The following is a 23957-nucleotide window of genomic DNA, read 5'->3' on the forward strand; positions in this document are numbered from 1 at the left end:
CGGCATTTCCCGTGGCGCGATAGATTCCGGGCTCGCCCTTCTGCCTTCGCTCATCAAGCTTCGGCGAACAAGCCGGGGCGCCCCGGCATGACGGTGAGAGTTAGCGCACCGTCGCAAAAAACGTCCGGACATCGCGCACGAACAGCTCCGGCTGCTCGAAAGCGGCGAAATGGCCGCCCTTCTCCATCTCGCTCCAATGCGTGATGTTGGGGAAGTTGGGCTCCATCCAGCGTCGCACCGGCGTGATGATCTCCTTGGGAAACACCGCGACGCCCGTCGGCACCTTCACGACAGGCGTGGTGCGGCGCTTGCCGAAACTTTCCCAATAGAGCCGCGCAGAGGAGGTCGCGGTCTCCGTCGCCCAGTACAGCATGACGTTGTCAAGCAGCTCGTCCTTGGTGAAGATGTTCTCGGGATGGCCGTTGCAATCGGTCCAGGCCCAGAATTTTTCCAAGATCCAGGCCGCCTGCCCGCTCGGCGAATCCGTCAGGCCATAGCCGAGCGTCTGCGGCCGCGTCGATTGCTGCTTGGAATAGCCGGAATCGAGATCGACATAATGCTTGAGCCCGGCGAGCGCGCGCTTCTCTTCCGCCGTCGGCTCGCCCTCGATCCGTGGCGGCGAATTGAAGGACAACGTGATGTGGATGCCAGCGCAATGCTCGGCGTCCTGCGCGCCGAGCGAGCTCGTCACCGCCGAGCCCCAGTCGCCGCCCTGCGCGCCGTATCGCGCGTAGCCCAGCCGGTCCATCAGCTTCGCCCAGGTCGCCGCGATGCGGTCGACGCCCCAGCCCGTGGTCTTCGGCTTGGCCGAGAAGCCGAAGCCCGGCAGCGAGGGACAGACGACATGAAACGCATCAGCCGGATTGCCGCCATGCGCGGCAGGATCGACCAGCGGCGCGATCACTTTCTGGAATTCGACGATCGAGCCGGGCCAGCCATGGGTGATGATCAGCGGCAGCGCGGACGGCTGCGTCGACCGCACATGCAGGAAATGGAGGTCGAGCCCGTCGATCTCGGTGGTGAACTGCTCGAAGCGGTTCAGCTCTGCTTCGCGGGCGCGCCAGTCATAGCCATCAGCCCAATAGGTGCAGATCTCCCGGATCCATTGCAGCGGCGCGCCCTGGCTCCAATCATCGACCAGCTCCGCCTCCGGCCAGCGGGTGCGGGCGAGGCGCGACTTGAGGTCGGCGAGGACGTCGTCGCTGATGGCGATGCGGAACGGTTTGATGGCGCCGGTCATCATGCCTCCCCATTTTCCTTAAAGAGAGAATAGACCGAACTGACGCGGCATCAAAGCGAGCCACCCTCACCCGCAAGGGGAGAGAGGAAAAGCCTAGCCCGACAGTGCGGCCTTCACCAAGCCGCTGGCTTTACCGAAGTCCATCTGTCCCGCGTACTTCGCCCGCAACGCTGCGATCACCTTGCCCATGTCTTTCATGCCGGCCGCGCCGGTTTCAGTGACCGCATCCGAGATCGCTTTCTTCACCTCGTCGTCCGACATCTGCTTCGGCAAATACGCCGAGATCACCACGATCTCCTCGCGCTCCTGGGTGGCGAGCTCGGCGCGACCGCCCTTGTCGTAGAGCTCAACCGCCTCCTGGCGCTGCTTGATCATTTTCTGCAGCACCGCGAGGATGTCGGCGTCCGACAGCGGCGGCTTGCCACTGCCGCGAGCGTCGATGTCGGCATTCTTGATGGTCGAATTGACCATGCGTAGCGTGGACAGCTTGCGCTCGTCCTTGGCCTTCATGGCCTCCTTGACCGCATTGTTGATGTTGTCGCGCAGCATGGTCGGGTCCTCTCAATCTGTCGCGCCTGATCTAAGCCGTTCGCGGGCAAGAGGCCATACCGGACCGGCCCGCCGGTGCATTGTTTCCTTGCCGGGGCTCGAAATGGCTCAAAGTTGCCAGTTCCGGCTTAAGTGCCCGAAGCCGCCCGTCAAATATGCAAAAACGCATGTGAATCCGGCCTGTCCCGCTTTGACGGCGGGGCCAGCGCAGACTATGAAACGCGCTCATGACACAACATGACAACGATCCCGCTTGGCCGGACCACAAACCGACCGCGCTCCTCGTGCTTGCCGACGGCACGGTGCTCGAAGGCTTCGGTCTCGGCGCCGAAGGCCACGCCGTCGGCGAGGTCTGCTTCAACACCGCGATGACCGGCTATGAGGAGATCCTGACCGATCCCTCCTATGCCGGCCAGCTCATCACCTTCACGTTCCCGCATATCGGCAATGTCGGAACCAACGAGGAAGATATCGAGACGGTGAACATGGCGGCAACGCCCGGGGCGCGCGGCGTGATCCTGCGCACCGCGATCACCGATCCCTCGAACTACCGCGCCACCAAGCACCTCGACCAGTGGCTGAGGGCTCGCGGCATCATCGGCCTCTCCGGCATCGACACCCGCGCGCTGACCGCGCTGATCCGCTCCAACGGCATGCCCAACGCCGTGATCGCGCATTCCAAGAAGGGTGAGTTCGATCTGCACGGTCTCAAGGAAGAGGCGCGCGAGTGGCCGGGCCTCGAAGGCATGGACCTCGTGCCGATGGTCACGTCCGGCCAGCGCTTCACCTGGGACGAGACTCCCTGGCTGTGGGACAAGGGTTTCGGCCGCCAGGACAAGCCCGAGTTCAACGTGGTGGCGATCGATTACGGCATCAAGCGCAACATCTTGCGCCTGCTCGCCGGCGTCGGCTGCAAGGTGACGGTGGTGCCGGCAACGACTTCATCTGAGGATATCCTTGCGATGAAGCCGGACGGCGTGTTTCTGTCGAACGGCCCGGGCGATCCGGCGGCGACCGGCAAATATGCCGTACCTGTGATCCGGGACGTGATCAAGTCGGGCACGCCGACCTTCGGCATTTGCCTCGGTCACCAGATGCTCGGTCTCGCCGTCGGCGCCAAGACCAAGAAGATGCACCAGGGCCATCACGGCGCCAACCATCCCGTCAAGGACGAGACCACCGGCAAGGTCGAGATCACCTCGATGAACCACGGCTTTGCCGTGGACGAGACGACTTTGCCGAAGGGTGCGACGCAGACCCACATCTCGCTGTTCGACGGCTCCAATTGCGGCATCCAGCTCGACGGCAAGCCGGTGTTCTCGGTGCAGTACCACCCCGAGGCTTCGCCCGGCCCGCGCGACTCGCACTATCTGTTCCAGCGCTTTGCCGATCTGATGCGGCAGAAGAAGAGCGCGTAAGGGCGCTATCGCCTTTGCGGCGTGATGCACTGCTGAACCGGGGGCCATAGACACGGCGTTCCGGGTCCGGGCTCAGCGACGCATCGCTTCGCGCGGCTTCGCGTCCGGGACACGACACCTGTCCAGGAACGCCTGCACAGGATGAAATGTTGTCCGGGCACTCTCGTGTAGCAGGAGCCCCGCCATGTCCGTCGTCCGCGACAAGGCCGAGCCGCTCGCCATCGTGTTCGAAGATGACGGGCTCGTGCCAAACAACATCCTCCCGTTCCTGGTTTACCAGGGCGCGGTGAAGCTCGATCCGGAGCAGCCGGAAGAGACTATCGAAGAGCTGTTCGAAGCGAACGGCTGGGGCGGCACGTGGCGCAACGGCGTCTACGATTATCTGCACTATCATTCGACCGTGCATGAGGTGCTCGGCGTTGCGCGCGGCAGCGCTCGCGTCCGCTTCGGCGGCGACCATGGCCAGGAGCTTCAGATCAAGGCGGGCGACGTTGCGATCCTGCCGGCCGGTACCGGCCACCAATGCATCAAGGCGAGCGACGATTTCTGCGTGATCGGCGCTTATCCGCCAGGCGCCAAGATGGAGATCACGCGGGCGACGGCTGAAAATCACGCCAAGGCGCTGAAGACGATTCCGCAAGTCGCGATGCCGCCGGCCGATCCGGTGACGGGCAAGGAAGGCGCGCTGATGAGGTTGTGGCGGTCGTGAGTCGAGAACGCCGGCCAAACACGCGGTCGTCGTCCCGGCGCCGGCCGCACCCATACCCTCAGGAAGACGTTTTGGCGGGAAATGGCGGCCGCGAGTCTTCGCCAAACTCAAGCCTGTGGCGACGGGTCCCGGATCTGCGCGCGCTTGGGGCGCGCTTGTCCGGGACGACGTTGCGGAAGAATTAGCGCCCTACCCCGCGTTGCTGCCCTCCTGCCTTGTGGCTTCGAACAGGAACCAGGTGCGGCGCTCGGTCTCATCGATGAAGTTTTCGAGGATGCTGGCGCTGGCGACATCGCCGGCTTCGTCGCAGACCTCATGCGCCTTACGCATCGCAGCCGCGACGTGCTTGTTGTCCTGCATCAGCTCGCGCAGCATCTCGCGCGGCGGAACGTAGTCCTCGTTGTTGTCCTTGATGGTCTGGAGTTTTGCAACCTGGCCGATCGACCTCAGCGTGGTGCCGCCGATCTTGCGGACGCGCTCGGCGAGCTGGTCGGTGGTGGCGAAGATCTGGTCGGACTGCTCGTCGAGCAGCAAATGATAATCGCGGAAATGCCGGCCGCTGATGTGCCAGTGGAAATTCTTGGTTTTCAGATACAGCGCGAATGCGTCGGCCAGAAGCACGTTGAGCGCCTGCGAGACCTTCTTGACCCCATCGGGCGGCAGATCGGTGGGGGTGTCGAGATCGGGCGAGACCTTGTTGTTGGTTTTGCTCACGGGAGACCTTCCTGTTAGGACGCGGACATTGACGGCGCGCCGTCGCACCCCTAACGCAAGGCGGGCAGCGCCGGTTCCGTTGGCGGAACCGTTTGGCCGGGATGTTCAAATACCATGGACGATTGGATCGATTATTACGACTCCACGCATACGATCTATGTCAGCAAGCTGCATCGCGACTTGCACTTCCAGATCATTGCGCGGGACATCATCGGCTATATCCCCTCGTCCGACGCCGTGGTGCTGGACTATGCCTGCGGCGAGGCGCTGTCGGCGAACCAGGTGGCCGCCGCGTGTGGCAAGCTGATCCTGGCCGAGCCCGCGCCGGGAGTGCGCGGCCGGCTGATCGCGCGGTTCGCTCCGAACACCAAGATCCGCGTCCGTTCGCTCGATGACGTCCGCGAGATGCAGGACCGGTCGATCGATCTCGTCGTGATGAACTCGGTCGCGCAATACATGACGCCGGAGGAGCTGGATGGCGCTCTCCTCAACATCCGCCGGATCCTAAAACCCTCCGGCAAGCTGGTGCTCGGGGATATCCTCCAGCCCAATGTCGGCATGGTCAGGGACGTGATGGCGCTGCTCAGCTTCGGCGTGCGGCACGGCTTCCTGAAGGACGCGCTGGTCGGGCTGATCAGCACCGCGCTCTCGGACTATCGCCAGCTGCGCTCACGCATCGGGCTCCAGCGCTACAGCGAGGCGGAGATCACCGCGAAGCTGACGGCGGCCGGGTTCGTCGTCCAGCGCGCGCACACCAATATCGGCCACAATCACTGGCGCATGACCTTCATCGCGCGGCCACCTCTGATCCGTTAAGTATAACAACCAGCCGAGGTGGCCTGCCGCGCCTCCGATCGGTAATGATCGATGCGGCCCGGTGGCGGAAGCGTCTACGCGAGGGCGGTGCAACGCTCTTCATCCTGGTTCAAATCCAGGCCGGGTCTCCACGCTTCGCCCCTGCGGGGCTACGCGTGGCGCAGCCATGCTAGACCGGCAGGGGCGAAGCGTGTCCGGCGTAGCTTCAGCGAAGCGAAAGCGAAGACGGACTGCTCGCGCGCAATCGTCTCATTTTCGGTCGGCGTCGACCATCTCGCACTCGGACAGCAGCTGAAGCCGGTCGGCGTCCTTGGCCGCTGACTTGATCACGGCATCGAGCACGCCCGGGAAGCGCGCATCCAGATCCTCGCGGCGCAGCCGCATGAAGCGGTTGGTGCCGGCCACGCGGGTCTGCATCAGGCCGCATTCGCGCAGTTTGGCAAAGTGATAGGCGAGGTTGGACTTGCCGCCGAGGCCGCTGAAATCGCCACAGCAGAGCTCGCTGCTGACACGTTCTTGCTGCGCGAGCTGGTAGACGATCGCCAACCGGATCGGATCGCTCAGGCAATCCAGGACCATCGGCAGCTCGATCTGCTCGCGGGTCGGGTGAAATGGCATTCGGCTCATGGGTCCATCATAGCGACGAGACCGAAATGTTCAACAGTTCTTGAACCAATTGACTTCTAGGCCGGTTCAACCAATAGTTCAATAAACGTTGAACATAAGGATTTCTCCCATGAGCGTGTTCTGGCTGGCCCTGGCGGCCTTCGCGATCGGCACTGAAGGATTTGTCATTGCAGGACTTTTACCGGCGATCGCCACTGACCTCTCGATTTCGGTCTCGGCCGCCGGCCAGCTGGTCACCGCTTACGCCCTCACCTATGCCGTGGGCTCGCCGATCCTGGCGGTCACGCTCAACAACATCGACCGCCGCACCGTGTTGGCTCTGGCGTTGACGACCTTCGTCGCCGGCAACCTCGCCGCAATGGCGGCCTCAAGCTACGCCCTGCTGCTGGCCTCGCGTATGCTGATGGCGCTGGGCTCGGGACTGTGCATGCCGACGGCACTGGCAGTGTCCGTGGCGGTCGCCTCGCCCGAACGGCGCGGACGTGCGGTGGCCCTCGTCACCTCGGGCCTTACGGTCGCAACCGTCATCGGCGTCCCCCTTGGCAATCTCGTCGGCAGCCTGCTCGGCTGGCGCGCCACGTTTGCCATGGTCGCCCTGATCGGCACGGTGGCACTCGCCGGCCTTCTGCTTGGGCTACCCAAAGGCCTGCCGCGCAACACCGCCTCGCTGAGCGAGCGGCTGGCGGTGGCGCGTCACAGCAATGTCTTGATCGCGCTTGTGATCACAATTTTATGGGCGCTCGGCGGCTTCACCGTGTTCACCTATTTCGCCGTTCCTCTGCGCAGCCTCGGCTTTGACGCCTCGCAGATCAGTCTGGCACTGCTGGTGTTCGGCGGCGCCGCCGCGATCGGCAACATGCTCGGCGGCGTCCTGGCCGACCGGCTCGGCACGCTCGCCACCGCCGCGCTCGGGCTCGCCGGCATGGCGAGTGCGCTGATCCTGCATTCGCTGGTGCTGAAGCTGATGCCCGGACAGGCGCATTATACGGTGCTGGGCGCGATCTTCCTCTGGGGCGTCTCGGGCTGGGCGTTTTATCCGGCCCAGATCGCCAGCATCATCCGGATCGAGCCGCAGGCCTCGATGATCGCGCTCTCGCTCAACGCCTCGGCGATGTATCTCGGCTTCGCCATCGGCGGCGCCCTGGGCGGCGCGGTGCTGGCCACACTCTCGCCCAATGACCTCGGCTGGATCGGCGGAACGAGCGTTGCCGCCTCGCTTCTGGTGCATCTCGCCCGCGGCTGGCAGGCGCGGCCAAAACCGGTCAAAATTGCCGGTTGATGGGCGTTTTTCGGGGTTTCGCCGCCCTGAAAACTGGTCTAAGACCCACCCGCGCGCGAGGGAGACCACCGCGCTCTCGGCCACAGGGACGCGCGGTAGCGCGCCCTTTTTTTTGCCCAAATCCCAGTCCGGCGAGAGTTGATGCCCAAACGTACAGACATCACCACCATCCTGATCATCGGCGCCGGTCCCATCGTGATCGGCCAGGCCTGCGAGTTCGACTATTCGGGCACGCAGGCGGTGAAGACGCTGAAGGAAGAGGGCTATCGCATCGTCCTCGTCAATTCCAACCCGGCCACCATCATGACCGATCCGGAATTGGCCGATGCGACCTATATCGAGCCGATCACGCCCGAGATCGTCGCCAAGATCATCGAGAAGGAGCGCCACGTCATTCCCGGCGGCTTCGCGCTGCTGCCGACCATGGGCGGTCAAACAGCCCTGAACTGCGCGCTGTCGCTGCGCCGGCAGGGCACGCTGGAAAAGTTCGACGTCGAGATGATCGGCGCGACCGCGGATGCGATCGACAAGGCCGAGGACCGCCAGTTGTTCCGCAACGCCATGGAGAAGATCGGTCTGCAGACGCCGAAGTCGCGGCTCGCCAACGCGTCCGAGCTGAAGAAGTCGTTCCGCGACAAATACCATGCCGAACGCGAGAAGCTGTCGGGCGCGGCCCTCGAAGAGCTCGACCGGCAATGGACGCTCGGCGAAGGCGACCGCCGCAAGCGCTATCAGGAATATGCGCTGGGCCAGGCGATGATGGCGCTCTCCGAGATCGGCCTGCCCGCAATCATCCGGCCCTCCTTCACGATGGGCGGCACCGGCGGCGGCATCGCCTACAACAAGGAAGAGTTCCTCGACATCATCGAGCGCGGCCTTGATGCATCGCCCACCAACGAAGTGCTGATCGAAGAATCCGTGCTCGGCTGGAAAGAGTACGAGATGGAGGTCGTGCGCGACAAGAAGGACAATTGCATCATCGTCTGCTCGATCGAGAACCTCGATCCGATGGGCGTGCATACCGGCGATTCCATCACCGTGGCGCCCGCCCTGACGTTGACCGACAAGGAATACCAGATCATGCGCGACGCCTCGCTGGCGGTGCTGCGCGAGATCGGGGTCGAGACCGGCGGCTCCAACGTGCAGTTCGGCGTCAATCCCGAAGACGGCCGCATGGTCGTCATCGAGATGAATCCGCGCGTGTCGCGCTCGTCCGCACTGGCCTCCAAGGCCACCGGCTTTCCGATCGCCAAGGTCGCTGCCAAGCTCGCGGTCGGCTACACCCTCGACGAGATCGCCAACGACATCACCGGCGGCGCCACGCCGGCCTCGTTCGAGCCGACGATCGATTACGTCGTCACCAAGGTGCCGCGCTTCGCCTTCGAGAAATTTCCGGGTGCCTCGACCACGCTGACGACCTCGATGAAGTCGGTCGGCGAAGTCATGGCGATCGGCCGCACCTTCCAGGAAAGTCTTCAGAAGGCCTTGCGCGGGCTCGAGACCGGATTGACCGGCCTCGACGAGATCGAGATCGAGGGACTCGGCCGCGACGACGACAAGAATGCGATCCGCGCCGCGCTCGGCACGCCGACGCCGAACCGGCTGCTCCAGGTCGCCCAGGCGATGCGGCTCGGCTGGTCCAACGAGGACATCTTCAACTCCTGCAAGATCGATCCGTGGTTCCTCGGCGAGATGCGCGGCATCGTGGACATGGAGGAGAAGGTTCGCAAGAACGGCCTGCCGGGCAATGCCTTCGGCATGCGCACGCTCAAGTCCATGGGCTTCTCCGATGCGCGCCTCGCAGTGCTCGCCGGGACGACGGAAGCCGACGTCACGGCGAAGCGCCACGCGCTCGGCGTCCGTCCCGTCTACAAGCGCATCGACACCTGTGCGGCCGAGTTCGCCTCTCCCACCGCCTATATGTATTCGACCTATGAGGCGCCGTTTGCGGGTGCGCCTGCGGACGAGAGCACTCCGTCCGACAAGAAGAAGGTCATCATCCTCGGCGGCGGACCGAACCGCATCGGCCAGGGCATCGAGTTCGACTATTGCTGCTGTCACGCCTGCTTCGCGCTGCACGATGCCGGCTACGAATCCATCATGGTCAACTGCAATCCGGAGACCGTGTCGACCGATTACGACACTGCCGACCGGCTCTATTTCGAGCCGCTCACCGCCGAGGACGTGCTGGAGATCATCGCCAAGGAGCGCAGCAAAGGCACGCTGCACGGCGTGATCGTGCAGTTCGGCGGCCAGACCCCGCTGAAGCTGGCGCGCGCGCTGGAAGCAGCCGAAGTGCCGATCCTCGGCACCTCGCCCGATGCCATCGATCTTGCCGAGGATCGCGACCGCTTCAAGCGCGTGCTCGACAAGCTGCGGCTCAAGCAGCCGAAGAACGGTATCGCTTATTCGGTCGAGCAGGCGAGGCTCGTCTCCGCCGATCTCGGCCTGCCGCTGGTGGTGCGTCCGTCCTATGTGCTCGGCGGCCGCGCCATGCAGATCATCCGCGAGGAGAACCAGCTCAACGACTATCTGCTCGGCACGCTGCCGGAGCTGGTGCCGGCCGACGTCAAGGCGCGCTATCCCAACGACAAGACCGGGCAGATCAACACCGTGCTCGGCAAGAACCCGCTGCTGTTCGACCGCTATCTCTCGGACGCGACCGAAATCGACGTCGACTGCCTCTGCGACGGCAAGGACACTTTCATCGTCGGCATCATGGAGCACATCGAGGAAGCCGGCATCCATTCCGGCGATAGCGCCTGCTCGCTGCCGCCGCATTCGCTCGATGCCGGGATGATCGAGGAGCTGGAGCGGCAGACCCGCGAGCTCGCGCTCGGCCTCGACGTGGTCGGCCTGATGAACGTGCAATACGCCATCAAGGACAGCGAGATCTACGTGCTCGAAGTCAATCCGCGCGCTTCGCGCACAGTGCCGTTCGTCGCCAAGGTGATCGGCACGCCGGTCGCGAAGATCGCCGCGCGCATCATGGCCGGCGAGAAGCTCGCCGATTTCAAGCTAAAGAAGGCGGAGCTCAAGCACGTTGGCGTCAAGGAATCGGTATTCCCGTTCGCGCGCTTCCCCGGCGTCGACACGGTGCTCGGCCCGGAGATGCGCTCGACGGGCGAGGTCATGGGCATCGACCGCTCGTTTGCGGTGGCGTTCGCCAAGAGCCAGCTCGGCGGCGGCACGCGGGTGCCGCGCAAGGGCACGGTGTTCGTCTCGGTGCGCGAGAGCGACAAGACGCGCATCGCCGAGGCTGTGCGCGAACTGCATTCGCTCGGCTTCAAGGTGCTGGCGACCTCGGGCACCCAGCGCTTCCTGACCGATCAGGGCATCCCGACCGAGAAGGTGAACAAGGTGCTGGAGGGCCGGCCGCACATCGTCGACGCCATCACCAATGGCGACGTCCAGCTCGTCTTCAACACCACCGAAGGCCCGCAGGCGCTCGCCGACAGCCGTTCGCTGCGGCGCGCGGCCCTCTTGCATAAAGTGCCGTATTACACCACTCTTTCCGGGGCCGTGGCGGCCGCGCAGGGCATCCGCGCCTATCTGGGCGGGGACCTTGAGGTTCGGACCCTGCAGAGCTACTTTTCGGAAACCTGATTGCTAGCGGGGGTGGGTCTTGGGCTCAGCCTTTCGCTAAGTGATTGGCAAGGAAGCCACAATGGCGGGAGGAACTGTCCGGCCATGTGAGTGTTCTGTTCCGGCGCCAGACCCGAATAATAATCCCGGTGGGCGCATTTTGAGCCCCGGGAACACCGACGCATCAAGGTTGCCGCGCCACCCTTTATATGGGCGCGCAGCTGAAGGACGAGAGAAGAGATGGAAAAGGTTCCGATGACCCAGGCCGGCTTTGTCGCGCTCGGGGAAGAATTGAAGCAGCGCCAGTCTGTAGACCGTCCGCGGATCATCGAGCATATCGCGGAGGCGCGCTCGCACGGAGACCTGTCGGAGAACGCGGAATATCATGCCGCGAAGGAAGAGCAGTCCCACAATGAGGGCCGCATCGCCGAACTCGAGGACAAGCTCGCGCGCGCCGACATCATCGACATCTCGAAGCTCTCCGGCGACACCATCAAGTTCGGCGCCACCGTGACGCTGGTCGACGAGGACACCGACAAGAAGACGGTGTGGCAGATCGTCGGCGAGGTCGAGGCCGACGCCAAGAAGGGCCGCATCTCCATCACCTCGCCGCTCGCCCGCGCCCTGATCGGCAAGAAGAAGGGCGCCTCCGTCGAGGTCAACACGCCGGGCGGCGCCAAGGCGTATGAGATCACCAAGGTGGAGTGGCGGTAGAGATTTGCCGCTGCCCGTGACGCCGTTCCGAAAAGGCGGCGCAATGCGCGGCGCGGCTCTGCAGCGCATCGCTGAAGATGCGCTGCGCTCCGGCCGGGGCAGGCGATCACCCGAGCTACCTTCGTCCCTTCACGTCGAGCGGCACCGCCGCCTCATATTTCGAATTGTGCAGCACCAGCGAGGTCCGCACGTTGCGCACATGGGGCGCGGCGGTCAGGTGCGTGACGAAATCCTGGAAGGTCGCCATGTCGGGGGCGACGCATTTCAGGATGAAATCGACCTCGCCCGACAGCATCCAGCATTCCCGCACCAAGGGCTCGGCGCGGACGAATTCCTCGAAGGCGCGCAAATCCGCTTCGGCCTGGCTGGACAGGTGCACGGCGGCGAATACGGTGACGTCGAAGCCGAGCTTGCGGGCGTCCAGCAGGCCGCGATAGCCATGGATATAGCCCTCCTCCTCCAGCGCCCGGACGCGGCGCAGGCAGGGCGGCGGCGAGATGCCGACGCGCTTGGCCAGCTCGACATTCGTGATTCGACCGTCGGCCTGAATCTCGGTGAGAATTTTCAGGTCGATCTCGTCTAGGCTCCGCGACACGTGATTGGAACTCCTGGCCTCGGCGGCGGTATTGGGTGGCTTGTCGCAATCCTCATACCCAGTCCATACGCCCAGCGCAATTTTATTGCGCGTGCAGCGCAATTGACTTTTGTTCCTTGTTGGAAAAATCCGCCGATAGGGAATGCAATTCTTGCATAGCTCACCAGAAGGCTTAGATTAGCTCTGATATTTCAGCGCCTCCGCGAGGCCTCCCGGCACGTTCCGCGCGCGCGCTGCAAATCCCCCGTGAAAGGCGTCCACCGAAATGTCCGCTCCTGTTCATGCAAAGGTCGTCATCATCGGCTCCGGCCCCGCCGGTTACACGGCGGCGATCTACGCCGCGCGTGCGATGCTCGAGCCGATCCTGATTCAGGGCATCCAGCCGGGCGGTCAGCTCACCATCACCACCGACGTCGAGAACTATCCGGGCTTCGCCGACGTGATCCAGGGCCCCTGGCTGATGGAGCAGATGGAGAAGCAGGCGGTCCACGTCGGCACCAAGATCGTCTCTGACCTGGTCACCAAGCTGGAAACTGCGCAGCGGCCGTTCCGCCTCACCTGCGACAGCGGTGACGTCTATCTTGCCGACAGCGTCATCCTCGCCACAGGCGCGCAGGCGCGCTGGCTCGGGCTGCCGTCGGAAACAAAATTCCAGGGCGGCGGCGTGTCGGCCTGTGCCACGTGCGACGGCTTCTTCTACCGCAACAAGGAGGTCGTGGTGGTCGGCGGCGGCAATACCGCGGTCGAGGAAGCCCTGTACCTCACCAACCATGCCTCTCAGGTCACCATCGTGCATCGTCGCGATCACTTCCGTGCCGAGCGCATCCTGCAGGAGCGTCTGTTCAAGCACCCCAAAATCAAGGTGATCTGGGACTCAGCCGTCGACGAGATCTGCGGCACCGAGAACCCGAACAAGGTCACCCATGTGCGCCTCAAGAACGTCAAGACCGGCGCGCTCACGAACGTGAAGACCGACGGCATCTTCATCGCCATCGGCCACGCCCCGGCGACCGAGCTCGTCAAAGGCCAGGTCAAGCTCAAGCCGTCGGGCTACGTCGAGGTCGCCCCGAACTCGACCGCCACCTCGGTGCCCGGCCTGTTCGCCGCCGGCGACGTGGCCGACGAGACTTATCGCCAGGCCGTGACGGCCGCCGGCCTCGGCTGCATGGCCGCACTCGAGGCCGAACGTTTCTTGGCCCTTCGCGCCAGCGAGCGCGCGGCAGCGGAATAGAATCATGCCCCGAACACGCGACGGATTTACGGATATGGACTGGGACAAGCTGAAGGTGTTTCACGCGGCGGCGGAAGCGGGCAGCTTCACGCATGCGGGCGAGCAGCTCGGCCTGTCGCAATCGGCGGTGTCGCGCCAGGTCTCGGCGCTGGAGCAGGAGCTCTCGGTCTCGCTGTTCCACCGCCACGCCCGCGGCCTGATCCTGACCGAGCAGGGCGACCTGCTGTTCCGCACCGCGCATGACGTGTTCATGCAGCTCCAGGCCGCGCGTGCCAAGCTGACCGACAGCCGCGAGCGGCCGAGCGGCGACCTCAAGATCACCACCACGCCTGGCGTCGGCATCAACTGGCTGATCCCGCGGCTCGGCGAGTTCACCGCGCTCTATCCGGAGATCCGGATCTCCTTGATCGTCACCGACGAGGAGCTCGACCTGTCCATGCGCGAGGCGGACGTCGCGATCCGGACCCGCAAGCCGACCCAGCCGGATCTCATCCAGCGCAAGCTGTTCGCGATGGGCTTCCACGCATATTGCTCGCCGGAATACATCAAGCGCTTCGGCACGCCACGCACGCTGGAGGAGCTCGACTCTCACCGCATCATCACGCTGTCGGACGGCAACTTCGCCCCGCATCTTCAGAACCGCAACTGGCTGATCGAGGCTGGTCGCAACGGCTCGGGTCCGCGCGAAGCCTATTTCAAGGTCAACAACATCCTCGGCCTCGTGCGCGCCTGTCAGCAGGGCCTCGGAATCGCCGCCCTGCCCGACTACCTCGTCGAGGAACAGAACAAACTCGTGCAGCTGTTCGGTGAATCGGATTCGATCCAGCTCGACACCTATTTCGTCTATCCCGAGGAGTTGAAGACGGTCGCACGCGTGCAGGTGTTCCGCGACTTCGTGGTCAGCAAGGCGCAGCGCTGGCCGTCCTGATTTCCGCATGACTGACATGCGGCCTCGGCTGTTGCTGGACGGCGCTCGTCAAGCCCATACTGTTTGCACGCTGAGCCTTCGCGTTGCGCATTTGTCCCCCTCCTCCAGTGGCGCGGGAGTTCAGTAATCCCTCTTGGAAGGTGATTGTGTCGGCCTCACGTGGCCAATACCTAAGCCGGGCCTTCGGGTCCGGCTTTTTTTCGTCAAAATTGCCTTTCGCCTTCCGCGTGTATTGACAGGCTTGGGTATACCCCGCATCATTTGTCGATGATCACGAAGTCGTGCGCAGTCATCTCGAAAAAAGGTCCCCATCCGGGGACCTCGGATTTTTGCGTGCGCTAATACCGGCTTCGTCATCGCAGCAAATCCCGAAAACCCCGCCGCCTGGACGGGGTTTTTTCATGTGCCCTCCGTCTCAGGCCTTTTTCCCGAGAAGGAGATGGAAACATGACCGGACTACGAGACCAATTGCACGGGCTGTGGCTGCCGCTGGTGACGCCGTTTCGCGACGGCCGTCTCGACGAGACGTCATTGCGGCGGCTGGCGCGGCACTACGGCGCACAGGCCATCGACGGCTTCATCCTGGGGGCGACTTCGGGTGAAGGCATGACGCTGCGCGACACTGAACTCGAGCGCCTCGTCGCCGTCGTCCGCGACGAGATGGCGGCGGGCCGCCGCACCTTGCCGATCTGCCTCGGGCTGTCGGGCGCGGACACCTCGCGGCTGAAGGATCGCCTCGACGAGACCGCGGACTGGCCGATCGACGGTTATCTGATCGCAAGCCCATACTATGTGCGGCCGTCGCAGCGCGGGCTGCTGGCGCATTTCGAGGCGCTCGCCGATCACGCCGCCTGGCCGATTGCGCTCTACAACATTCCCTACCGCTGCGCGGTCAATGTCACCAACCAGACCATGCTGCGGCTCGCCGAACACAGGAACATCGTCGGCCTGAAGGATTGCGGTGCGAGCCGCGAACAATCGATCGCGCTGCTGCGCGACAGGCCGAAGGATTTTCGCGTGCTCACCGGCGAGGACGCGAATTATTTCGAGGCGCTCACCGACGGCGCCGACGGCGGCATCGTGCTGTCAGCCCATGTCGAGACCGCGACATTTGCGGCGGTGTATGCGGAACTCAAGCGCGGCAATCACGATGCCGCGAGGGCGCGCTGGCAGGAGGTCGCCGAGCTGACACGGCTGCTGTTCGCCGAGCCGAGCCCTGCGCCGGCGAAGTACTGGCTGTGGCGCAGCGGCCTCATCGACAGCCCAGAAGTGCGCCTGCCGATGGTGGAAGTGAGCAGCGAGTTCGCCGCCACGATCGATCGCGAGATCGAGCGACGGATGAAAGCCGCGGCCTAGCGCTTACCCTCCCCTGGAGGGGGAGGGTAAGAACGCCTCCATAGTTAACCGCGCGCCAACCGCCTTCGCGTCTGCCGCATGGTGCATCCACGCCTCGTTTACGCAATCGCGCCTATCGTTTCCGCCAAGACTTTCAAACGGGGGAATGACCATGGGACATCGCACCCGGCCGATGGCCGCGAGCCAATTCGCGCCGGCCGATCTCGTGCAGGGAATTCTGGTGGTGTCGTCATTCGGGTTCTGGGCGGTGATGCTCGGCCTGATGCCGGTGCTGCTGTTTCGCGTCTGGCTGGCAGGCTGACAGCGCCACGCGGATGGTTAACCCGTGGTAGCACCTGTGTTCAAAATGCACGGCCAGCTGCGACCCGGAATTTTAAAACATCCCGCGTATCACTGGCGCCCATAAGCGAAGAAATCGCGGGGGCGTTTGTGAATAGTCAGCATGAAATGGCGTCGCATTACGACGCCGGGCAGAGCTTTACCACCGAGGACATTCTCTGGGCCGTCGGCATCTGGTCGGTGATCCTCACCCTGTCGCCGGTCATCGTGTTCTACATGCTGATGGTCGCGTAGCTCAGCTCGTCATTCCGGATCGACCGAAGGGCGAATCCGGAATCTCGAGATTCCGGGCCTGGCGCGCTTGCGCGCCATCCCGGAAAGACAGGTGAAGCAGAAACGCAAAACGCGCGGCTCGTCCGCGCGTTTTTCGTCGGGGAAAATGAATAATGAAATTATGCCGCCTGCTTGTGCATTGCGCCGGAAGCCGAAGCCGTGCCGCGAATAGCCTTCACTGAACGCTCGATCGCCGCCCACAGCCGTGCAATTTCCTGAGCCGCGCGGCTCTCGGCCTGATACTCGCGCGCGCCTTCGCCGTGGCTGAGCGCCATCAGGAGATCCGAACGGTTGGTGATCTGGCCGCCCCACACCGGAGCGCGGAATTTCGCCAGCGCCTCGCGGGCGATGGTGACGATCGGGCTTTCGGTCTCGTCGCGGCGCGCCGGCGCACCGTTGAGCACGACCGCGTAGGGCTTGCGCGCGGCGCGGCACATCTGAATGGTTTCCTGCACCGCGTTGACGTCGAACACGCCGGGACGCGCCGGAATGATCACCATCGTCGCGTTCCTGATCGCGTCGTCGACGACCGCCGACAGGTTGGGCGGCGTATCGATCAACACCCATTCATAACCGTCGCGCCTGGCCGCGGAGACGATGCCGCTGACGGAGTTCACGGCCGCCTTGATCGACGGCTCGTTGGTGCCGCGCAGCTTGTGCCAGAGCGTGAGCGAGCCTTGCGGATCGGCGTCCACCAGCATGACCTGCTTGCTCGCCTTGATCTGCGCGGCGAGATGGGCAGCGAGGGTACTCTTGCCCGAACCGCCTTTACGTGATGCAAAAACAATAACGTTCATACCTTCGGCCTCCAGATTGACCCCGTGGCTCGAAAATGAATCAGCGCGCTGATTCGTGAAAGAAAAATTTATCGGGAGTTGCGTTGCCGCCACGAAATAACAAGGCGTGTTGGCTTTTGAGTCACACTGCCTGGTGCGACGCCCGATACAATCGCAATGAAATGCGGCCTGCGCGAGCGATCATGCGCTTTTTGAGCAGCGAAGCCGGACAAAGCGAAATGCAACCTTGCCGCGCAAACCGCTTTGCGACTCTTTTTTGTCGTGCGCGCTTGCAATTGCCGCAAGCCGGCGCGCCGGTCGCGCGAACAAAACGAGTCCAACGGAGGAAACGCGGCTGCCGAACTTCGAGGAAGAAAGCGCGCTGTCGCGCTCAGCCCTGCTCGGATTTCTTCTTCTTGGCTTTCGGCGCCGGCTTGGTGCTCTTCCTCGCGGCCTTGGGCGCGATGTTGGTCGGCTTGCCGGCACGGACCTCGCCCGGCTCGGGTCCTGGCCGGAAGAACACCCGGCATTGCGGCGAGAGCTGCGACTTCTTCGCGATCATGCAGGCGGTGATGGCATCGACGTTCGGAACGAACTCGCCGCACAGCCGCATCGCGTCGGGCGAGCAGGCCTGCTGCTCTTCCTGGGTATAGGCGAAGCCGGCACGCGGCAGGGCCAGGACGGCCAGGGCAATCCCGAGGCCGGCAACGGCCAACGGTTTTGCAAAGGACTTCTTCGAGCGAAACGCCGGCATCGATCCCCCCACATGTCGAACAGGTGAGATAGTGGGTGAACGGCGGTTGATTGGCAACCGGAGGGGGATGCGAAAGGCGCAACGTGTGCGGTCTCGGCAACAGGCGGTGAAGGCCTGCAGTTCCCCAAGCCGAAGCGGCGTACAGCGTCCCGCTTCGGCAGGCCTCAAACAAAAACCGCGAAAACAACCCCATGCACAGTAGCCAAGCCACGGCAATCCCTCAGCATTTCCAGTATTAGGATTTCACGAATTCGAATTTGACTCGTCGGGCAAAACAGGGGCATCATGTCATCATCAAAAGGATGCGCGTGGGATGGATCGGCCAGTCTCCTGCGCTGATCAAAAGCGCACGGGAGTGGAGCGATCGCATGGATGGGAATGAGACGGAGCTGCCGCTGTCGGGCGTGACGGTGGTCTCGCTCGAGCAGGCGATTGCGGCGCCGCTTGCGAGCCGGCACCTGGCGGACTGGGGCGCGCGGATCATCAAGATCGAGCGGCCGGGCGACGGCGATTTCTGCCGGGACTACGATCACGTGATGAACGGCATGTCGAGCCAGTTCGTCTGGACCAATCGTTCGAAGGAAAGCCTCGCGATCGACATCAAGAGTCCCGATGGCCGCAAGGTGCTCGACGCCCTGCTGCCGCGGGCCGACGTCTTCATCCAAAATCTCGCGCCCGGCGCGGCGGAGCGGCTCGGCCTCGATGCCGCATCTCTCTTGCGGAAATTCCCGCGGATCATCGCCTGCGACGTTTCAGGCTATGGGGCCGGCGGCCCCTTCAGCAACAAGAAGGCCTACGATCTGCTGGTCCAGTGCGAGGCCGGCGTGCTCGCCGTCAACGGCACCGAGGCGGAGCCGGCAAAGGTCGGGCTTTCCGTGGTCGATATCGCCACCGGCATGTACATCCTCAATGGCGTGCTGATGGCGCTGTATCGCCGCGAGCGGACCGGCAAGGGCACCGCCTTCCAGGCCTCGTTATTCGATTCCATCACGGACTGGATGAGCTATCCCGCCTTCTACACGCACAGTACGGGCCGGCCGCTGCCGCGAACCGGCGCGAGGCACGCGACGATTGCGCCGTACGGCCCGTTCCGGGTCGGAGACGGCAACACCATCTTCTTCGGCATCCAGAACGATCGCGAATGGCGGTCGCTGTGCCGCATCGTCCTGGGCGATGCCGGCTTCGCCGACCATCCGAGCTTCCGCACCAATCCGCTGCGCATGCAGAACCGCGACGATCTGCAAGCGCATATCGAGCAGCGCTTTGCATCCATGACCAGCGAAGAGGTGCTGCGGCTGCTCGACGAAGCCTCGATCGCCAACGCCCATCTGAACTCGGTCGACGCCTTCCTGCAGCATGAGCAACTCCACGCGCGCTCGCGGGTGCAGACGGTCGGCTCCCCCAGCGGGCCGGTGATGAGCTTCCTGCCGGCGCTCACCATCCCCGGCCTGTCGCCGCGGATGGATCCGGTGCCTGATATCGGCGAGCACAACGATTCCATCCTCGGCGAACTCGGCCTCGCCAGAGAGACGTGACGATGGTCTCTCTGCGGCCGACGCGGGCGTATCTCGCCGTTCCCGCGCATCGCTCCCGCCTTGTCGCCAAGGCCGCCGCCTCGGCTGCCGATGCGGTGTTCATGGACCTCGAGGACGCGGTGCCGCCGTCCGAGAAGGGTGTTGCGCTGGAGGAAGCTGTCCGGTCGCTGTCATCGCTCGACTGGGGCAACAAACGCGTTGCGATCAGGCTCAACGCTGTCGACAGCCCGTTCATCGGAGAGGAAATCCGCGCGCTGGCGGCGCATCCCCGGCTGGATGCGGTGATCGTGCCGAAGGCGGAGCGCGCCAGCGACATCGTTGCCATTGCCGACCAGTTGCGCGGGGCTGCGCCGGATCGCCCCGCGCCGGTGGCGCTCGAATTGCTGATCGAGACGGCGCTGGGTCTCGTCAATGTCGACGCGCTCGCCGCGTGCCACGACAGCGTCGCCGCGCTTCATCTCGGCGTCGGCGACTTCGCGGCCTCGCTCGGGGCCCGCACCTCCGACATCGGAATTTCGCCGGACGGCTACCGGCATGTAGGATCGGCGCAAAGCGGCTACGCGTCCGCGCCGCTCGATCTGTTCGCCTACCCGATGATGCGCCTGTTGGTGGCGGCACGTGCCTTCGGCCTGCGCGCCATTGACGGCCCGTGCGGCGCCTTTCGCGATGCCAAGCTCACCGAGAGCAGCGCGCAAAAGGCTGCCGCCATGGGCTTTGACGGCAAGCAAATCATCCATCCCGACCAAATCGAACCGACGTTGCGTGCGTTCATGCCATCGGACGAGGAGCTGGCCCAGGCGCGGCGGATCGTCGAGGCCATGGAGAGCGCCGAGGCGCAAGGCCAGGGCGCGGTGACGCTGGATGGCAAGATGATCGACTATGCCAATGTGCGCATGGCACGCAGGATCATCGAGCTCGGGTCATAGGCGCATGGCCACCGCATTGATCGTCGTCGATCTCAAGAAGCAGGCATCAGCTTATGTTGCGCTCAGCGCGAGCGCGGACGGCCGAAGCTCACCTTCGATCATGGACGGCCTTTCCAAGCCCAATTCGACAGGTCCGTAGAGGGCGCTTCGGCGGCAAAGCTGGACATCGGCGCCGCGCTCGTTTGGCTTGACCATCTCTTTCGAGAAGCGGCCGCACGAAGAGATCGACAGGATAGCGCACCTGGCGCTCATGATGTCGTCAGATGAGCGCGCGGCCAAGCTGCTGGAGCTGGAAGCGGAGCTACTGGCTCGCGAGCGCGACGAGGAAGCGCTGATCGAACTCAGCGAAGAGCGAGGCGCAGCCTTTCGCAGGCTGGACGCGGACCGGCGCGCCGTACTCGGCATCGTCATAGCGCGCGTCAAGAAGCCGGAGCGGATCAGAGCGGCTTAGCGCGCGGCCCTCCCGGTTGCGGTGGTCTCGGGAGGGTATTGCTCGGAGCGCACCGACACGCTCCGCGCCAGCGAGCCACCGCTGCTTCGTCCGCATCGGCGGTGGCGGCTCGCCCTTCCTTGGCGCTTGCATCGAGTCCGCTCCGGCTTCGCAAGCAGGCGTGCCGGCACCGTCAATGCATGTCAGTCGCGGGCTATAAGCAGCCCTTGCTGCGCTATCGTCGAGAGCGGGGAATGGTCACCGACCTCCACCGCGTGGTAGGTTCCGCTGCTGATGGATTTCAGGAGGCATTGTCATGATAAGCAAGGCCGATGTTATCGTCATTGGTTCCGGCGGCCTCGGCGCTGCCACAGCATATTACCTAAGCAAGCAAAAAGGTCTCAGGGTCGCGCTTGTCGACAAGCATGACATTGGATCGCAGACCTCGCCGCGCGCTGCAGGCATGGTGAGCTGCGTTCGCAAAAGCGAATTGATGATTAGCCTCATCAAGGACGCTTGCCGCAAGATTGAAGCGTTCACGGAAGAAACCGGGCAGCCTCTCGATTGGGTGCATTCGGGCAGCCTGAAGATCGCGCGTCGGCCGCAAGACGCGGAGGTTCTCAAGACCGATTTTGAACGCGGGCGCCGTATGGGCCTTGATGTCGAGCTGATCTCTCCGGAGCAGGCAAGCGGCCTCAATCCATTTTTGAAGCCAACAGGCGTCGTAGCGGCGATGAGGATCGCTGACGACAGGTATTTCGACCCAGCGCAGGTTGCAGTCGGCTTCGCCAGAGCAGCAGCGGCTGTGGGTGCAACCGTGCTGCCGAAGACGGACGTGCTCACCGTAAACATCAGCGCTGGCAAGGTGACGGGCGTAACGACCGCGAAAGGCATCATTGAAGGCCTGGTCGTCGTCGATGCAGCCGGTGCATGGACGCGACAGGTAGCGGAGGCAAGCGGAATTCGTGTACCGTTGAAACCCACCCGGCAGCAACTGATCGTCACGGAACCTCTGGATGGCGCGCGCGCCGACCTGCCGATGGTTCGGATCATGGATGCCGCCGTGTATACGCGTCCCTACCAGGGCGGCTTCCTTTGGGGTGTCTACGAGGAAACGCCGCGTTTTTTCGATATGCAATCGCTCGGGGCCAATTTCGACATCAAGGACATGCCCCTCGACATTGAGGTGCTTTGTTCAGCCGCTATTGAAGTGAAGGATCAACTCCCGATCCTGCATACTGCCAAGGTGCGGGAATTTCGCGGTGGCATTCCGACCATGACCGCTGACGGCCATCATATCCTTGGCCCGGCTCCTGGAGCGGCGGGCTTCTATTTTGCAAGCGGATGCAATGTCGCCGGGCTTTCAATCTCGCCAGCCGTCGGAGAGGCACTTGCAACTTGGATTGTCGATGGCAGGCCTCCCATCGATCTATCGCCTATGTCTGTCATGCGCTTCAAAGACCAATTGTGGTCTGAAGCTCAATTGGAGGAGCAAGCCGCATGGCAATACAGGCACTTCTACGGCGCGGTCTGACTTCTCCTGGATCGTGAGAGAGGCGAGTAAAGAGAGTCATCGAACCACTTTTGGAATGACGGCTTCGGGTCCAAAGGCCGGCAGCATGCTGGTCGTGCGCACGTTCCGCTCAGCGCCTTTAATAGACCAAGCGAATAGACCGTGGGCGCAGGGGCTCGACTCTTTGAGATCATTGGTACAGTTGGGTGGGCTCGAACCACCGACCTCCTGTTCCACAGACAGGCGCTCTAACCAACTGAGCTACAACTGCATCCTGGCGAGCCGCGCCTTGGGACGCCCTCAGGTAAGGGCCGGTGCCGAGGGGGGCTGGACGGGGCGGAAACTAGGTGCAACCGGCGTTTTTGGCAAGGCCGCAAAACCCGATATTTGGCCCTCTCCGAGGCGAGATCGGCTGGGCGTCCCTCACCGCTCCCCAGCGGGGAGAGGTCGGATTGCTTTGGCGCGCAAGTGCGCGCCCTGAGCAATCCGGGTGAGGGGCCGCGTCCCGCAGTGAGACCTGATCCCCTCGCCCGGATCGCAACTTCGATGCGATCCGACCTCTCCCTTTGGGAGAGGTGGTCCGAATTCTTGGCGCAGGTCGATTAAACCCAGGCCGCATCACCCGCAGCGTCGTTTCCAAAGAAAAACCCGGGACTTTCGGCCCGGGTTTCTCAATCACTTCAAGTCCGGTCCGCCTCAGGCGGCGGGCTTGTAGAACTTCTCGGCGCTGGCCTTGATCGGCTCGGCGGTCTCGGCGGCGACGCGCTGGCTGAGCTCGATCAACTCCTTGGCCTGCGACTGCAAGGTCTCGAACTGCTTGCGGGTATGGCCGGTCCACAGCTCCAGCACTTCGGCCGGCGACTTGAGGCCGAACAGCTGCTGGGCAAAGTCCAGCTGGGCGCTGGTGTTGGCCTTCATGAACTCCACCAGCTTGGCGGTGTACTCGCTCGCGCCCTTGCTGGCGGAGGTGAACACGGCTTCCACGGTGCCGTTGTGGGTTTCGGCGGCGTCCTTGAACTTGGCGTAGTTCTCGCGGACCTGCGACACGCCCTTTTCGGCGAACGCACGCATCTGCTCGGGAACCTCGAACGGAATGATCGAGGCAGAAAACGGATCAGTCGCACCTGTCATGTTGTCCCTCACGCTAAATGAAAAAATGGAGTGAGCCTTCTGGCGCGCCCGCCGGCCCCAATTTGGGCCCTCGCATTCAGCGGGTACGAAGACTGGAAACGCGAAACAAATGAGATGGCTCGCCCAGCGCCTAGGACTATGGCAGCCCATCGTGTCAACATTGTGCATTGCACTGTGCCAGGAGGGTGCGTTGCGAGAATTTAATCCCGCAGGATGAAGTTCCCGATTGGGAAACCGGTGGTTGAGTAGCTGGGTGCGTTGTTGGTTAGCCAGAGAGATCCACTCTCTCGTTCCCTCGCCCTGGAGGGGCAGGAGGAGTCCCATTCGGGGACTTTTCCGGAGGGCATCGGCTTGGGTGCAGCATCAACAGTTGGCACCTTTTCCTGGGCTACCCCCCTCCCTAGCCCTCCCCACAAGGGGGGAGGGAACGGGACTTCGTCGTAGCAACGAGGAGTCTCTTCCGCCAACCGGGATGATGAGGGTCGTGCCGCGAATCCCTTGGATGCAACGGCGTTGCGG

At 63.6% G+C, this 23957-nt stretch carries 23 protein-coding genes and 2 tRNA genes; 16 read left to right on the forward strand and 9 right to left on the reverse strand.

The window, feature by feature from the left end; translation table 11 throughout:
- Positions 1–100: 100 nt before the first annotated feature.
- Both IVB01_RS33470 and IVB01_RS33475 read right to left on the reverse strand, forming a co-directional pair.
- Positions 101–1240 carry an epoxide hydrolase family protein gene (locus IVB01_RS33470; protein WP_247277751.1) on the reverse strand — a complete coding sequence of 380 codons (1140 nt, stop codon included), beginning with the start codon at positions 1238–1240 and terminating at the stop codon, positions 101–103.
- A gap of 93 nt (positions 1241–1333) precedes the next feature.
- Positions 1334–1789, reverse strand: coding sequence for a GatB/YqeY domain-containing protein (locus tag IVB01_RS33475; protein WP_247277474.1), 456 nt, complete (start codon positions 1787–1789; stop codon positions 1334–1336).
- Positions 1790–2016: 227 nt separating this feature from the next.
- On the opposite strand from IVB01_RS33475, the gene carA reads away from it, so the two are divergent.
- Both carA and IVB01_RS33485 read left to right on the forward strand, forming a co-directional pair.
- The gene (gene carA / locus IVB01_RS33480; protein ID WP_247277475.1) at positions 2017–3207 is read left to right on the forward strand and encodes a glutamine-hydrolyzing carbamoyl-phosphate synthase small subunit; all 1191 of its coding nucleotides are present in this window, start codon (positions 2017–2019) and stop codon (positions 3205–3207) included.
- 184 nt (positions 3208–3391) lie between these two features.
- Entirely contained in the window at positions 3392–3916 is a 525-nt protein-coding gene (locus IVB01_RS33485) for a cupin domain-containing protein (RefSeq protein WP_247448708.1), read from the forward strand.
- 189 nt (positions 3917–4105) lie between these two features.
- Here IVB01_RS33485 and IVB01_RS33490 read toward each other — a convergent pair whose 3' ends face one another.
- Positions 4106–4630 (reverse strand): DNA starvation/stationary phase protection protein, encoded by a 525-nt coding sequence (locus tag IVB01_RS33490; RefSeq protein ID WP_247495202.1) that lies wholly within the window; start codon positions 4628–4630, stop codon positions 4106–4108.
- 114 nt (positions 4631–4744) lie between these two features.
- Here IVB01_RS33490 and IVB01_RS33495 point away from each other — a divergent pair, with 114 nt between their 5' ends.
- Both IVB01_RS33495 and IVB01_RS33500 read left to right on the forward strand, forming a co-directional pair.
- Entirely contained in the window at positions 4745–5446 is a 702-nt protein-coding gene (locus IVB01_RS33495) for a class I SAM-dependent methyltransferase (protein WP_247495203.1), read from the forward strand.
- 55 nt (positions 5447–5501) lie between these two features.
- Positions 5502–5577: transfer RNA gene (locus IVB01_RS33500), tRNA-OTHER, on the forward strand.
- 118 nt (positions 5578–5695) lie between these two features.
- Here IVB01_RS33500 and IVB01_RS33505 read toward each other — a convergent pair.
- Positions 5696–6073, reverse strand: a complete 378-nt coding sequence (locus tag IVB01_RS33505) for a transcriptional regulator (RefSeq protein ID WP_247277479.1) — start codon at positions 6071–6073, stop codon at positions 5696–5698.
- A 109-nt stretch (positions 6074–6182) separates the two neighbouring features.
- Between IVB01_RS33505 and IVB01_RS33510 the strand changes: the two genes are divergently transcribed.
- The 3 genes from IVB01_RS33510 (at position 6183) to greA (ending at position 11651) form a co-directional block, all read left to right on the forward strand.
- A complete protein-coding gene (locus IVB01_RS33510; protein WP_247448709.1) occupies positions 6183–7352 on the forward strand; it encodes an MFS transporter in 1170 nt (389 codons plus the stop codon).
- Between the two features lie 141 nt (positions 7353–7493).
- Positions 7494–10958: a carbamoyl-phosphate synthase large subunit gene (carB, locus tag IVB01_RS33515; RefSeq protein ID WP_247277481.1), complete on the forward strand. Its 3465-nt coding sequence runs from the start codon at positions 7494–7496 to the stop codon at positions 10956–10958.
- Between the two features lie 219 nt (positions 10959–11177).
- The gene (gene greA, locus IVB01_RS33520; protein WP_247277482.1) at positions 11178–11651 is read left to right on the forward strand and encodes a transcription elongation factor GreA; all 474 of its coding nucleotides are present in this window, start codon (positions 11178–11180) and stop codon (positions 11649–11651) included.
- A gap of 115 nt (positions 11652–11766) precedes the next feature.
- On the opposite strand, the gene IVB01_RS33525 is transcribed toward greA, so the two are convergent.
- Positions 11767–12246, reverse strand: a complete 480-nt coding sequence (locus IVB01_RS33525; protein WP_183246374.1) for an Lrp/AsnC family transcriptional regulator — start codon at positions 12244–12246, stop codon at positions 11767–11769.
- A 265-nt stretch (positions 12247–12511) separates the two neighbouring features.
- Here IVB01_RS33525 and trxB point away from each other — a divergent pair, with 265 nt between their 5' ends.
- The 5 genes from trxB to IVB01_RS35550 all read left to right on the forward strand — a co-directional run bounded on the left by trxB (position 12512) and on the right by IVB01_RS35550 (position 16334).
- The gene (gene trxB / locus IVB01_RS33530) at positions 12512–13477 is read left to right on the forward strand and encodes a thioredoxin-disulfide reductase (RefSeq protein ID WP_247277483.1); all 966 of its coding nucleotides are present in this window, start codon (positions 12512–12514) and stop codon (positions 13475–13477) included.
- Between the two features lie 4 nt (positions 13478–13481).
- Positions 13482–14405: a LysR family transcriptional regulator gene (locus IVB01_RS33535; protein WP_247277484.1), complete on the forward strand. Its 924-nt coding sequence runs from the start codon at positions 13482–13484 to the stop codon at positions 14403–14405.
- 447 nt (positions 14406–14852) lie between these two features.
- The gene (locus IVB01_RS33540) at positions 14853–15761 is read left to right on the forward strand and encodes a 4-hydroxy-tetrahydrodipicolinate synthase (protein ID WP_247277485.1); all 909 of its coding nucleotides are present in this window, start codon (positions 14853–14855) and stop codon (positions 15759–15761) included.
- Between the two features lie 151 nt (positions 15762–15912).
- Entirely contained in the window at positions 15913–16062 is a 150-nt protein-coding gene (locus IVB01_RS33545; protein ID WP_247277486.1) for a hypothetical protein, read from the forward strand.
- A 146-nt stretch (positions 16063–16208) separates the two neighbouring features.
- The gene (locus IVB01_RS35550; RefSeq protein ID WP_256464544.1) at positions 16209–16334 is read left to right on the forward strand and encodes a hypothetical protein; all 126 of its coding nucleotides are present in this window, start codon (positions 16209–16211) and stop codon (positions 16332–16334) included.
- Positions 16335–16492: 158 nt separating this feature from the next.
- Here the strand turns inward: IVB01_RS35550 and IVB01_RS33550 are convergent, their stop codons facing one another.
- Both IVB01_RS33550 and IVB01_RS33555 read right to left on the reverse strand, forming a co-directional pair.
- Positions 16493–17170, reverse strand: coding sequence for a ParA family protein (locus IVB01_RS33550; protein WP_247277487.1), 678 nt, complete (start codon positions 17168–17170; stop codon positions 16493–16495).
- Between the two features lie 370 nt (positions 17171–17540).
- Positions 17541–17903 (reverse strand): hypothetical protein, encoded by a 363-nt coding sequence (locus tag IVB01_RS33555; RefSeq protein ID WP_247277488.1) that lies wholly within the window; start codon positions 17901–17903, stop codon positions 17541–17543.
- A gap of 368 nt (positions 17904–18271) precedes the next feature.
- Between IVB01_RS33555 and IVB01_RS33560 the strand changes: the two genes are divergently transcribed.
- The 4 genes from IVB01_RS33560 (at position 18272) to IVB01_RS33575 (ending at position 22328) form a co-directional block, all read left to right on the forward strand.
- Positions 18272–19438: a CaiB/BaiF CoA-transferase family protein gene (locus IVB01_RS33560; protein WP_247277489.1), complete on the forward strand. Its 1167-nt coding sequence runs from the start codon at positions 18272–18274 to the stop codon at positions 19436–19438.
- A gap of 2 nt (positions 19439–19440) precedes the next feature.
- Positions 19441–20364, forward strand: a complete 924-nt coding sequence (locus tag IVB01_RS33565) for a CoA ester lyase (protein WP_247277490.1) — start codon at positions 19441–19443, stop codon at positions 20362–20364.
- A gap of 187 nt (positions 20365–20551) precedes the next feature.
- Entirely contained in the window at positions 20552–20815 is a 264-nt protein-coding gene (locus tag IVB01_RS33570; RefSeq protein WP_247277491.1) for a hypothetical protein, read from the forward strand.
- Between the two features lie 295 nt (positions 20816–21110).
- A complete protein-coding gene (locus IVB01_RS33575) occupies positions 21111–22328 on the forward strand; it encodes an FAD-binding oxidoreductase (RefSeq protein ID WP_247277492.1) in 1218 nt (405 codons plus the stop codon).
- 173 nt (positions 22329–22501) lie between these two features.
- Here the strand turns inward: IVB01_RS33575 and IVB01_RS33580 are convergent.
- Positions 22502–22578: transfer RNA gene (locus IVB01_RS33580), tRNA-His, on the reverse strand.
- Positions 22579–23003: 425 nt separating this feature from the next.
- A complete protein-coding gene (locus IVB01_RS33585) occupies positions 23004–23438 on the reverse strand; it encodes a phasin (protein ID WP_247277493.1) in 435 nt (144 codons plus the stop codon).
- Positions 23439–23957: the final 519 nt, after the last annotated feature.

The organism is Bradyrhizobium sp. 164 (genome assembly GCF_023073715.1).
In the GTDB taxonomy this organism is placed as follows: domain Bacteria; phylum Pseudomonadota; class Alphaproteobacteria; order Rhizobiales; family Xanthobacteraceae; genus Bradyrhizobium.